Raw genomic sequence first — 11,931 nt, forward strand, 5'->3', positions numbered from 1 at the left:
TTTTTGAGCACCGCCGCCAACGCTGGTGCATGACCTCGGCCACTTCGTATCGTCCACAGCTTCGGGCGGTCGGGATTGCGGTCCTCCTCACTATCGTCGCCATCGCCCTCGGATCGATCCTAGCGGTCTCACTCTTGATCGGATACATGCGGCTCACCCCGGCAGCCACGGGGAACGTCGGCCCGATCGTCGAGATCGGCGTCTCCCTGATCGCACTCCAAGGGCTGTCGTTCCCGCTGGTCGCGTGGGCGTACCTCCGGTGGCGGGGTGACGGCTGGTCGCTGCTGAACGTCTCGGTGCCGTCACTGCGCGACATCGGCTACGCCCTCGGCGGGTTCTTGGCGTCGTTCACGGGTCTGTTCATCATCAGCATCGTGCTCACCGCGCTCTCCGTCGAGACGGCGCCGAACTCCGTCGGCGAAACGGCAGCCCAAAACCCCGGCATCATCCCCCTCCTCGTGGTCTGCCAGTTCCTGCTCGTCGGCCCCGGCGAGGAGCTGCTGTTCCGCGGCATCATTCAGGGCTCGCTGCGCGAGCGGTTCAGCGCCGGGCCGGCGATCCTGCTGGCGTCGATGATGTTCGCACCGATACACATCCTTGCGCTCTCCGGTGGCCTCCCGGCGGCGGCCGCCACGATCGCCATCCTGTTCGTGCCGAGCATCGTCTTCGGCGTGCTCTACGAGAAAACCGGCAACCTCGCTGTCCCCGCACTCACACACGGCCTCTACAACGGCACTCTGTTCGGGCTGACCTACCTCTCGACCACTGTCGACGCACCCGAACTCATCCACCTCTTCTGACTGGCGGGGCCGCTACTGGCTGTCCGCCCACGTGAACGACGACCTGTCGTCCGCCCAGCCGCCGTCGCTGACGGCGACCGACTCGCCACCCGAATCCGGAACCCCCTCCTCGTCCTCGGCGTCGCTCGCCGGCTGTGGCTGGTCAACAACGGCGGCAGCCGGCTCGTCGTCCGCCGCCGGAGGCTGTGCAGTCGGGCTGTCATCAGCCACCGACTGGTCGGCCGTGCCCGCGTCCGCAGGCACCGTGAAGTCATCCAGCATCCCCGCCAGCGCCGCGGTCTGCTCGGCCAGCTCGTCCATCTGGTCGGCGACCTCGTCGGTGGCGTCCGTCTGCTCGGCGGCGTTGTCCGCCACCGTATCCGACTCGGCGGCCGTCTCCTCGCTGACCGACGCGACCTCCTCGACCATCCCCACGACATCAGTGACCGACTGCGCGCCCTGGTCGGTGGCGTCCGAAATCTCCTGGACTGCGTGGTTGACGTTCGCCACCTCGTCGACGATCGCCTCGAAATCCCGCAACACGCCCTCCGCTTTCGTGATCTTGCGCTCGACCTCGGCGTCGACCTCCCCGATGGCGATCGAGGCGTCTTCGGCCTTCTCGGTCACGGCATCGACGATCTCGGAGATGTCGGCCGCCTGCTCGCGGGTCTCCTCGGCGAGGTCCTTGACCTCGTCGGCGACGACCGCGAACCCGTCGCCGTCGGAGCCAGTGCGGGCGGCCTCGATGGAGGCGTTCAACGCCAGCATGTTCGTCTCCTCGGCGATGTCCTCGATGAGCGCCGTGATGCCGTCGATGCGTTCGACCTCCGCAGCCAGTGACTCGACGGTCTCCGCGACGGCCTGGCTCTGCTCGCGCAGCGCGCGCAACGCCTCGATGGTCTCCTCGACCTCGCCGCGGCCGTCCTCGCCGCGGTCCGCCGCCGCCTGCGCGGTCTTCGCCACGTCGTTGGCGCTGGCCGCGATCTCCTCGACGGTCGCGGAGACGGTGTCCATCTCGGCGGCGATGTTGTTCAACTGGTTGGTCTGCTGGTTCGCGCCGTCCGCGATCTCGGTGACGCTCTCGCTCACGGCCGCGCTCCTGTCCGCCACCGCGTCGACGCGCTCGTCGGTCGTCCGTGACACCGCAAGCACCGCGTCCGAGAACGACTGGATGTCACTGATGGTGTCCGCAAGCGTTTCCAGCAACTGGTTGAAGTCCTCAACCGCCGCCCGATGGTCGTCGGTGACGTCCAGCGCGGCCGCGTCCACGGTCGCGGTCAAGTCCCCGGCGCGCGCGGCGTCGGTCGCCTCCGACAGCGCATCCACCAGCGCCCGCAGCTGCTCGGATTGGCGCTCTAGTTCCGCCTGCTGGTGTTCCAACTCGGCGGTTTTATCCTCCAGTTCTGCGGTGTACGCTTCGAGGCTGTCGGCCATCTCCGTGATGCTCTCCCCGAACGCCCCCGGCACCGACTCGTCGAGTGCGGGGTCGTCGAACGCCTGGCGCGCCAGTGCGTCGGCCTGCCGGGAGGCCACTTCGAGGTTCGACTGCATCCCATCGAAGGACGCGACCAGGCTCGCGATCTCGTCGTCGCGCTTCGAGGACGGGATGTCCGCGCGCTCGAACTCCCCGGCCGCGATGTCGTCGGCGGCGTCCTCCAGGGCAACCAGGGGCTCCACGAAGTCCGCCTCGGCGATGAGGTAGGTGTTGTAGAACGCCACGACGGACAACGCGAGCATCCCACCGACACCGATCAGTTGCACGGTGCCGGCGGTGAACACGGTCAGGAACGCCATCCCGCCGGCTGCGAGGAACTGCAGCCCAACGGCGGTCAGCATCTTCCGCTCGACGCTGCCGGTCGCCCCCACCACGTCCATCGACCACCACAGCGAGCGCTTGTATGCCTGTGTTATGTTCATGCCTAATCGTCTATGTCCCCCGACAAAATGGTTATCCTGTGGTTCCCGTGGGGTGGGAACCAGCGTCCCGTCTCGTGCCGTTACTCAGTCGGCACCGGGCCGGCACCCATCGCGGCACGCACGTCGCGCTCGAACTCGCGGCGCGTCTCGAAATACGGCGTCGATACGTCTTCGAGCACGGCGTCCAGATCCCGGGGACCGTCGGGCGTCCGAACCACCGTGTCTCCCTCCTTACGGACGACCTCGCTCTTCTGGAGCGCCCACGTCAGCCGGGACGCCACGCGCGCGATCGGTGCCCCAGCGACGCGCGCCCCCTCCCCGAGTTCGACGGCGGGTGCGTCCTCGTCGTTGTCATCGCTCATGTCCGCGGCTTCGGGAGGCCTCGGATTCAAGCTTTCGAAGCGGGCCGCGTCTGACGTAGTGTTTTTACCTTGCGACGACAAGGCGAATGCATGACGAGCCTCGGGGAAGCGTACGACAGCCGTGGCGGCGAAGCGAGCACCCGCCGGGTGTATCTCGGCATGGGACTGTTCGCTGCGGGCGCGCTGCTCGTGGCCGGAGGAATCCTCGCGGGCGCGACCGAACTCCTGTTATCGCGGGGGTTCGGAACCTATGAGAGCCGTGAGATCGCGGGCGTGCTCGGCGGGCTCGGCATCCCCGCCGTCTTCGTGGGGATCTTCACGGTGTTGCCCGCCAACCGCCTCCAGCGCGCGGCCGCCGCTCTCGGCTCCGGGCTGACCGTTCTCGGCGTGATGCTGTTCCGCATCGCCTACCCCTACAAGTGGTACGACGCCGGGGCCGCCAGCACCGAGACGCTGGCGTTCATCGTCGTCTACGCGGCCGGCATCATCACCACCTTCTGGTGTCTGTTCACCGCGGTCGCGACGTTCAAAACCCGCAACGATCCGGGCGGCACCGTGACCATGACCGTCGAACAGAACGGCGAAACGCGCACCGTCGAGGTGCCAACGACGGACGTCGAAACCGCCCGGGAAGCCCTCGACGCCGAGGGGTTCGGCGGGGTCGGCGTGTTCGGCGGCGTCGAAGACCCCGCCCAGGAGACCCGCGCCAACGCCTCCGAGCCGAAACCCAGCGCGCAGTCGACCCCGCGCTCGCAACCCTCCCCGCCCGGGGGAGCGTCGGTCTCTGACGGCGGCGCGACCGAGACCGACATCTCCTCGCCGCTCGACGGCTCGGACTCCCGTGACGGTCCGGGGCCGGACGAATACTGTGGCAACTGCACGCACTTCGACTACGTCGACACGGAGGACGGCATGCAGCCGTACTGTGGCCTCTACGACGAGCGCATGGACGACATGGAGGCCTGCGAGTGGTGGGAGCAAAACAGCGACTGACAGCCCCCCGTGGGGGCGGCCCGAGAACGCCACACCGTTCAGGAGTTGCCGAGCGCTGACTGAACGAACGACACCCAGCGCTTCTTGTCGGCGGTCTCCCGGGCGCGCTCCTCGGCCTCGATGTTCGTCTCCCCCAGTGACTCCAGGGCGTGCAACGCCCTGTCGATCCCGATGATCACGTCGGCCTCCCGGTCGCCGGTCTCGTAGCCGATGTCGCCGTCTTCGATCCGCTCGCGGCGCTGCTTGCGCTCGCGGCGCAGCGACTGTTTCGCGTGCTCGACCTCCGTCTCCAGGTCGTCGGGGATGGTGTCGTGGCGTTTCACGTCGAAGACGAACGACGCCAACTCGATCGTCTCTCCCTGTACCTCGACCTCGTCGGGGATCGAGGTGCCCACCGTCGCTGTCTCCTTGTCGATCCGCGCCAGCAGTTGTTTCCGCTCTGATTCGCGCATACGATGGGTTGCCCTGCGACCCGCAAAAGCAACGCGGCTCCTATCAACGCGCCGACCCAAAGCCATAACCACAGCCCACGCCTACGGTGTGTCGATGGCGACGTGTGATCGGTGTGGCACACAGGAACCGATGCCATACCAGTGTCGGCTCTGTGGCGGCACTTACTGCTCTGACCACCGCCTGCCGGAGAACCACGACTGCCCCGGCCTCGAGAACTGGGGCGACCCCAACGGCGTCTTCGACAGCGGCTTCGACGACACCGTCGACGGGCAGGCCACCCAGCAGTCCCGTGGTGGCGGCGGGGGTATCGCCGACGCGATTCCGATCAACACCGGGCCCGGCGGGCTGGTGGCGTACTTCCGGGGGAACGCCGCGTTCCTGTTCCTCGGGGTGATGTGGGTGACGTTCGTCATCCAGTACGGCATCGCGCCCCTGGCCGGGATCACCGACCGTTCCCCGACGTGGTACAACCTCTTCACGCTGAACACCGCCCACCCGGAGTACGTCTGGACGTGGGTGACGTCCGTGTTCGCCCACGGTGGGTTCTCCCACATCGTGTTGAACAGCATCGTGTTGTACTTCTTCGGCCCCATCGTCGAGGACCGCATCGGGTCGAAGAAGTTCGTCGCGTTGTTCCTCGGTGCCGGCATCCTGGCCGGACTGGCGCAAGTCGGCGCGAGCCTCCTGGCGAACCCGGGGCCGGCAGTCATCGCCTCCCAGAACGGCCGGCTCCTGATCAGCGACGCGTTCTCCGCGACGCTCGGCGCGAGCGGGGCGATCGCGGCGCTGATGGGCGTGCTCACCCTGTTGAACCCGGGGCTTCGCATCTACCTCTACTTCGTGATCCCGATGCCGCTGTGGCTCGCCACCGGCCTGTTCGCGGCGTACTCCATTTTCGTCTCGGGCACCGGTGGCATCGGCGCGGGCGGTGTGGCGCAGCTCGCGCACCTGGCCGGACTCGGCATCGGCCTGCTGTACGGCGCGAAGCTCAAACGTGAGGGCGCACGCGCCCCCAACGAACTGCAGTTCGGGGGCGGTCCCGGCGGCGGAATGGGCGGCCCGGGTGGCCCCGGCGGCCCTGGGCGGCGGCGCTGACCGCATGCGCGTCGTTCGTCCCGAGTTCCGCCCGGCCCCCGGGTTGGACACCGACGCCATGGCGTCCCGCCAGCGCGACATCGCGGCCGTGGCCGACTTCGCCGACGACCACGGCCTGACCCCCGAGCGCATCGGTCTCGACGAACCGCCGGGCGAGCAGGCGGCGCTCGGCGGAGCCACCACCAGCGGCGAAGCGGCCCCCGTGGTGGTTGGCGTCGACCAAGCGTTCCGCGACGACGAGGTCTCGGTGAGCGCCGCCGTCGCGATCCGGGACGGCGCCGTCATCGAGCGCGCTGCGGGCAACGCGCCGCTGGACGTTCCCTACGTGCCGGGGTTGCTGGCGTTCCGCGAGGGCAGCGCCGTCATCGACGCGCTGTCGTCGTTGTCGGTCGAGCCGGACCTGCTCGTGGTCGACGGCAGCGGGCGCATCCACTACCGACAGGCGGGTCTCGCCACGCACGTCGGCGTGCTCTTCGACGTGCCGGCGGTCGGCGTGGCGAAGAGCCTCCTCTGCGGGACGCCTGCGGCGGCGCTCGCCGACCCGCTGCCGGCGGGCACCCGGGTAGCGATCGAGGCTGACGATTCGATGGACGCCCCGGACGGCGCCGTGGTCGGCTACGCGCTCCAGTCCCGCCAGTACCCGACCCCGGAGACGCGCCACATCAACCCGCTCTACGTTAGCCCCGGCCACCGTGTGAGCGCCGGGACTGCGGCCGACCTCGTCGAAGCTACCTGCACCCAATACAAGCTCCCCGCCCCGACCCGACTGGCAGATCAGTACGCTGCCGACCTGACGTGACTGCGGGTGGCCGGCCGACTACTCAAGCGTTAATTACCCGGCCCCCGAGGGTCACCGCATGGAGAAGGTCGCACTCGTGACCGGGTGTTCGTCGGGCGTCGGCGCGGCGACGGTACGGTCGCTGACCGACGAGGAGTGGAGGGTCGTCGCGACGGCGCGAGACACGGCCGACCTCGCGGCGCTCGCCGAAGAGACCGGCTGTGAGACCGCCGAACTGGACGTGACCAAGCCCGCGCAGTGCCGCGCCGTCGTCGACGACGCCGTCGACGACCACGGCCGGCTGGACTGCCTGGTGAACAACGCCGGGTTCGCACAGCTCGGCCCGCTGGAGGACGTTCCGCCCCGGAAGCTCCACCGGCAGTTCGACGTGAACGTCTACGGGCCCCACCGGCTGGTCCGGGCCGCGCTTCCCCACATGCGGGAGCGCGGGGAGGGTACCATCGTGAACATCTCCAGCGTCTCCGGGCGCGTGGCCACGCCGGGCATGGGCGCGTACAACGGCTCGAAGTTCGCCCTGGAGGGGCTGAGCGACGCGCTCCGGGGCGAGGTCGCCGAGCACGGCATCGACGTCGCCGTGGTCGAGCCCGGCCCGGTCGACACCGGGTTTCAGGACCGCGCCGACGCCGAACTCGACGCCCTCGACCGCAGCGGTGGCTACGAGCGCATCTACTCGTGGTTCGAGGACGCCAGCGCGGTCAACGGCGTCGGGGCCGTGTCTCCCGAGCGCGTCGCCGACGTGATCACTATGGCGGCCGTCAGCCCGAACCCGGCGGCCCGGTATCCGGTCGCGCAGGCCGGTCGCGTCGGCGTGCTGGCGCGGTTCCTCCCGGACCGCCTGCTCGACGCCGGCTACCGGGTTCTGTTGCGCGTTCTCACGTAGCCCGTCGTCGTCCGATCACGCCAGACAGGCAGCGACGACGCGCAGCGGACGCTCTCCGCACACCTCCTCCGCGAGCAGCGGCACGCGTTTCACCGTGTGCCCCCGGAAGATGTCCTGGGCGTCGGCCAGCGCCTGTTGTTGGACGTCCCAGCGGCGCGCGCAGAACGCACAGTCCTCGTGGTTCGGGGCGACGAACGCGTCCGCGGGCACGTCGGCGACGTCGGCAAGCGGCTCCATCACGCGGTTCACAACCACCGTGTTCACGGGCACGCCGTACTCGTCGAGGCGCGTGATGAGGCGGTTCGACTCCGCCACCGAGAGCTCCTCGGGCACGAGCACCACCCGGAAGTCGGTGCGCTGTGGGTCCGTCAACACTGCCCGCAGCTGTTCGACGCGCTCCTTGACCGCGTCGAGGTCGCCCATCGTCTGCTCGGCGGACGCGTCGTCGTCACCGCCGAACATGCCCGTGAGCCCGTCCATCATGCCGCCCAGTCGTTCGCGGACCTGCATCAGTTGGCCGACCATCGAGTCCATCACCTCCGGGAGCTCGAGCAGCCGGAGCGTGTGCCCGGTCGGCGCGGTGTCGACGACCACCCGATCGAAGCGGTCGTCGTCGAGGTACTCCAGCAGCAACTGCATCGCCGCGGCCTCGTCGGCACCGGGCATCATCGCCGCGCTCCCGTCACCGCCGCCCGGCGCGCCGGCGTCGCCGCCGAGCATCGTCTCCAGGGTCCCCGAGAGCGCGCCGTCCTGGCCGAACATGCCGGTCCGGTCGAGGGCGTCGTCCGGGTCGATCTCCACCGCCCACAGCGGCACGTTCTCGCGGATGCGGTGTGGCCGGCTCGGGATCTCGGCCTCCAAGGTGTCCGACAGCGAGTGTGCGGGGTCCGTCGAGACCACGAGCGTGTTCGTGCCGTCGCTGGCCGACGCCACCGCCGTCGCCGCCGCCATGGTCGTCTTCCCGACGCCACCTTTCCCACCGTACAGCACGTATTCGGCGGTGTCGACCGTGATACCCGGGTCGAGCGAGTCCACCGCCTCGACCTCGATTTCGTCCATGCCGGTAGTCGACGCCCCACGGGGGTCAATCCATTGGTCGCGGCCGCCCGACACGTACTGTTACAGTGGTCCCCGTGCATTGGTGGCGCATGGACCGCTCCGACCTCGTGACCGCGTACTACGACGCCGTCGACGAAGGCGACATCAGCGCTGTCCTGGCGCTGTTCAGCGACGATATCGTCTACGAGCGCCCCGGCACCCCCACCATCGTCGGTACCGACGACCTGGGGCAGTTCTACCGGACCGAGCGCGCGCTCACCGGCACGCACACCGTCCACACGCTCACCGTCGACGGCGATACCGTGGCCGTTCGTGGCACGTTCACCGGCGAGCAGGCCGGCGACCCCGTCGAGTTCGGGTTTGCCGACTTCCACGTCATCCGGGACGGCGCGATCACGGAGCGCCACACGTACACCGACCGTGACACCGTGTAGGCCGGCAGCGGTAGCTTCTTGCTCGTACCCTGGGAACGGGCTGTCATGGACGACTCCGACCCCGATCCGCCGACCGAGCAATCACTCGGCGACGCACTCCGGGACGCCGGCCACACTGTCGCGACCGCGGAGTCGTGTACGGGCGGTCTCATCGGGTCGCTGTTGACGGACGTACCCGGGGCCAGCGCGTACTTCGACCGCAGCTACGTCACGTACTCCTACGACGCGAAACTCGACCACGGCGTGTCCCGCGAGCACCTCGACGAACACGGGGCCGTCAGCGAACCGGTCGCCCGCCAGATGGCCCGCGGCGTCCGCGACCAAGCCGGCACGACCTGGGGGGTCGCCACGACCGGGATCGCGGGCCCCGACGGCGGCACCCCCGAGAAGCCCGTCGGCACCGCCTACATCGGGGCTGCGTACGCCGGCGACTGGGGGACCGCGACCTCGGCGACGACGGTCGTGCGCCGCGAGTTCGACGGCGACCGCCGCGCGATCAAAACGCGGATCGCGCGCGCCGCACTGACCGTGCTCGCAGCGGAACTCGAAAAGGTGACGTGACCCCCGTGCGTCGGCCGCGGTGTGAACAAGGGCGACCACGTGCTGAACGGGATCCTGCTCGCCATCGGCCTCGGGTTCGCAATCCACCCGGACGGCAGCGTTCGCACGCTCGAAACGATCGCCGCGACGCTCATTCCGGTCGTGCTCGGGACGCTGTTCCCGGACGTCGACACCGACTTCGGGAAACACCGCAAAACGCTCCACAACCTGCCCGTGCTCGCCGTGCTGTACGCGTTCCCGTTCTACACGGGCAACCTCACGTGGGTTTGGGTCGGGGTCGCCAGCCACTACGTCCTGGACGTCGTCGGGAGCAAGCGCGGCATCGCGCTGTTCTACCCGCTGTCGAGCGCGGAGTACGGACTTCCGGTCGGCGTCACCACGTCCTCGAAGTGGGCGAGCACGGCCACCGTCCTCATCACGGTCCTGGAGGTGGCCGTGATCGCGGTCCTGGTTCGCGTGGTCCCCGCGACGGTGCCGCTGAACGCGCTTCCCGCGCCCTACTAGCCGTTCAGTACACCGCCACGTCGTCGAAGCGGCCGTCGTAGGCCACCTGCCGGGGGTGGGTTCGCTCCATGCCCGACAGCACCACTCGGTCGAGTTTCTCCCAGGTGTTCTCGTACCCGAGGTGGAGCTTCTCCGCGATCCGCTGGCGGTAATGACTCAGTCCCGTGTCGTGGTCGACGGTGCGCGATACCCCATCACGGAGCGCAGCCGTCAGCTCCGAGCCGGACGTGATCGTCGTGTCGATGGTCGTCCACACTTCCCCGACGGTGCCCGCCAGGTGGGCGTACGACGACCCGAACGCCGGCATCCCGTGTGTGTCGGCTAGCCGGCGCGCACGGCGGTTGTTGTGCGGGGCGTGTTTCGGGTTGTACGTCTCCACGGCGTCGATCCGGTCGCGGTAGGCTTCGATGTCCGCCGGCGTCAGACTCACGGTCAGAAACCCGGGGTGTGGCGCGAGCACCGCCGCGTCCTGGCGCGCCAGCTCGGTCAACGCCCCATCGAGTGTGATGTAATCCGGCACGCACTCCTCGAGGCCGATCGCGAGCACGTGTTTGCGGTCCCGGTACGACCCGGTGAACACCTCGCGGGCGGGCACCACCAGGATGTCGTCGTCGCTGTACGCGGCCGCGCGCTCACGAATGGTTGGCAGGCGGGTGAAATGCGGTGCGTACACGAGCACGTCGATGTCCGCGGCTTTCGCGCGCCGAATCACCGTGTCGTTCAACACTTTCACGTGCAAGTCAACCCGAGTCGTCGGCACGCACACTCGTTTGCGTGCGCGGTGTTAGCCGCTTTCGGTCGCGGTGAACGCGTTGCCCGATGTCAGGGGTTTTATCGAACTTATCCGGCTGCAGTCCAACCGCGGCGTATGGACGTCGAGTTGCTGTCCGATGATGTCGTCCCGGAGCACGCCCGTGCCGTGAAACAGGACGCGCGTGCGTTCGCCGCCGAGCACATCGCGCCCCACGCCGAGGAGTACTACGCGTCCGGCGAGTACCCCTGGGAGGTCCTGGAGGCCGCCATGGACGCCGGGCTGGTCGCCCAGGACATCGGCGAGGACTACGGCGGCCGGGGGTTGGATCTCACGCAGATGCTGGCCATCGCCGAGGAGTTCTTCCGCGCGGACGCCGGCATCGCGTTGACCATCCAGCTCGCGAGCTTCGGGGCGGAGCTCGTCGAGGAGTACGGCACCGCCGCGCAGAAAGACCGGCTGCTCACGCCCGTCGCGAACAACGACCAGCTCACCGGGCTGGCGGTCTCCGAGCCGGAGGTCGGCTCGAACCTCGCCGGCATGCAGACGACCGCCGAGCGGGACGGCGACGAGTACGTGCTCAACGGCGAGAAGTACTGGATCGGCAACGGCGTCGAGGCCGACTGGGTGACGGTGTACGCCAAAACCGGCGACACCGACGACCGGTACATGAACTACTCGCTGTTCGCCGTGCCGACCGACACCGACGGCTACGGGGCCGAACACATCCCCGAGAAGATGGGCATGCGCGCCTCCAAGCAGGCGCACATCGTGCTTGACGACTGCCGCGTTCCGGAGGCCAACCTCATCGGCACCGAGGGCGGCGGGTTCATGATGTTGACCGACTTCTTCAACCACGGCCGGGTTGTCGTCGCCGGCCACGGGCTGGGACTTGCGGCTGCCGCCTTCGAGGAGGCCTGGGACTTCGTTCACGACCGCGCGGGCTTCGGGCGCACCGTCTCGGATTTCCAGTCCGTCCAGCACAGCCTCGCGGACATGCGCATCGAGTTCGAGTCGGCGCGCGCGCTCGCCTACCGGGCCGCCGAGAAGGTGGCCGCCCACGACGAACCGGGGCTGTGGGCGGCGATGGCGAAAACCAAAGCCACCGAGGTCGCAACCGCCAACGCCGAACAGGGGATGCAGTTCCACGGCGGCCGGTCGAATTTCACCGACCGCCGCATCGCCCGCGTCTACCGTGACGTTCGCATCCCTGTCATTTACGAGGGCGCAAACGAGATCCAGCGCAACCTCGTCTACCGGCAGTCCGGCGACCAGTAACGAACACCCACACAACGCCGGCATCCACCACGTGGTGGCGTTGCGTGCTCGTTTTCAGTCCGTTGT

General features: G+C 68.7%; 14 protein-coding genes. 9 read left to right on the plus strand and 5 right to left on the minus strand.

From position 1 onward, the window contains the following. Positions 1 to 29: 29 nt before the first annotated feature. Positions 30 to 800: a type II CAAX endopeptidase family protein gene (locus JT689_RS02800; RefSeq protein ID WP_205251452.1), complete on the plus strand. Its 771-nt coding sequence runs from the start codon at positions 30 to 32 to the stop codon at positions 798 to 800. A 12-nt stretch (positions 801 to 812) separates the two neighbouring features. Here JT689_RS02800 and mpcT read toward each other — a convergent pair whose 3' ends face one another. Continuing rightward, complete coding sequence (mpcT, locus tag JT689_RS02805) at positions 813 to 2,696, minus strand: chemotaxis signal transducer protein MpcT (RefSeq protein WP_205251453.1); 1,884 nt, start codon at positions 2,694 to 2,696, stop codon at positions 813 to 815. Positions 2,697 to 2,776: 80 nt separating this feature from the next. After that, positions 2,777 to 3,058: a DUF5789 family protein gene (locus tag JT689_RS02810; RefSeq protein WP_012289142.1), complete on the minus strand. Its 282-nt coding sequence runs from the start codon at positions 3,056 to 3,058 to the stop codon at positions 2,777 to 2,779. Positions 3,059 to 3,148: 90 nt separating this feature from the next. Between JT689_RS02810 and JT689_RS02815 the strand changes: the two genes are divergently transcribed. Next, entirely contained in the window at positions 3,149 to 4,051 is a 903-nt protein-coding gene (locus tag JT689_RS02815; RefSeq protein ID WP_010902219.1) for a hypothetical protein, read from the plus strand. A gap of 38 nt (positions 4,052 to 4,089) precedes the next feature. Here the strand turns inward: JT689_RS02815 and JT689_RS02820 are convergent, their stop codons facing one another. Next, positions 4,090 to 4,503, minus strand: a complete 414-nt coding sequence (locus JT689_RS02820; protein ID WP_205251454.1) for a DUF5788 family protein — start codon at positions 4,501 to 4,503, stop codon at positions 4,090 to 4,092. A 94-nt stretch (positions 4,504 to 4,597) separates the two neighbouring features. Here JT689_RS02820 and JT689_RS02825 point away from each other — a divergent pair, with 94 nt between their 5' ends. Genes JT689_RS02825 through JT689_RS02835 form a run of 3 tightly spaced genes read left to right on the plus strand, consistent with a single transcriptional unit; the run spans position 4,598 to position 7,278 of the window. Next, complete coding sequence (locus JT689_RS02825) at positions 4,598 to 5,599, plus strand: rhomboid family intramembrane serine protease (RefSeq protein WP_010902221.1); 1,002 nt, start codon at positions 4,598 to 4,600, stop codon at positions 5,597 to 5,599. Between the two features lie 4 nt (positions 5,600 to 5,603). Then, positions 5,604 to 6,398, plus strand: coding sequence for an endonuclease V (locus tag JT689_RS02830; RefSeq protein WP_010902222.1), 795 nt, complete (start codon positions 5,604 to 5,606; stop codon positions 6,396 to 6,398). A 58-nt stretch (positions 6,399 to 6,456) separates the two neighbouring features. Continuing rightward, positions 6,457 to 7,278, plus strand: coding sequence for an SDR family oxidoreductase (locus tag JT689_RS02835; protein WP_205251455.1), 822 nt, complete (start codon positions 6,457 to 6,459; stop codon positions 7,276 to 7,278). A gap of 15 nt (positions 7,279 to 7,293) precedes the next feature. Here JT689_RS02835 and JT689_RS02840 read toward each other — a convergent pair whose 3' ends face one another. Continuing rightward, on the minus strand, positions 7,294 to 8,337 hold the full coding sequence (locus JT689_RS02840; RefSeq protein WP_205251456.1) for an ArsA family ATPase: 1,044 nt from the start codon (positions 8,335 to 8,337) through the stop codon (positions 7,294 to 7,296). Positions 8,338 to 8,426: 89 nt separating this feature from the next. Between JT689_RS02840 and JT689_RS02845 the strand changes: the two genes are divergently transcribed. Genes JT689_RS02845 through JT689_RS02855 form a run of 3 tightly spaced genes read left to right on the plus strand, consistent with a single transcriptional unit; the run spans position 8,427 to position 9,836 of the window. Next, positions 8,427 to 8,771: a nuclear transport factor 2 family protein gene (locus JT689_RS02845; protein WP_010902225.1), complete on the plus strand. Its 345-nt coding sequence runs from the start codon at positions 8,427 to 8,429 to the stop codon at positions 8,769 to 8,771. 45 nt (positions 8,772 to 8,816) lie between these two features. Continuing rightward, positions 8,817 to 9,332 carry a CinA family protein gene (locus JT689_RS02850; protein WP_205251457.1) on the plus strand — a complete coding sequence of 172 codons (516 nt, stop codon included), beginning with the start codon at positions 8,817 to 8,819 and terminating at the stop codon, positions 9,330 to 9,332. Positions 9,333 to 9,353: 21 nt separating this feature from the next. Next, positions 9,354 to 9,836: a metal-dependent hydrolase gene (locus tag JT689_RS02855; RefSeq protein WP_205251458.1), complete on the plus strand. Its 483-nt coding sequence runs from the start codon at positions 9,354 to 9,356 to the stop codon at positions 9,834 to 9,836. A gap of 4 nt (positions 9,837 to 9,840) precedes the next feature. On the opposite strand, the gene JT689_RS02860 is transcribed toward JT689_RS02855, so the two are convergent. Next, the gene (locus JT689_RS02860; RefSeq protein WP_205251459.1) at positions 9,841 to 10,596 is read right to left on the minus strand and encodes a PHP domain-containing protein; all 756 of its coding nucleotides are present in this window, start codon (positions 10,594 to 10,596) and stop codon (positions 9,841 to 9,843) included. 108 nt (positions 10,597 to 10,704) lie between these two features. Here JT689_RS02860 and JT689_RS02865 point away from each other — a divergent pair, with 108 nt between their 5' ends. Further along, complete coding sequence (locus tag JT689_RS02865; protein WP_205251460.1) at positions 10,705 to 11,865, plus strand: acyl-CoA dehydrogenase; 1,161 nt, start codon at positions 10,705 to 10,707, stop codon at positions 11,863 to 11,865. Positions 11,866 to 11,931 lie beyond the last annotated feature (66 nt).

It is taken from the genome of Halobacterium sp. GSL-19 (genome assembly GCF_016917855.1).
In the GTDB taxonomy this organism is placed as follows: Archaea; Halobacteriota; Halobacteria; order Halobacteriales; family Halobacteriaceae; genus Halobacterium; species Halobacterium salinarum.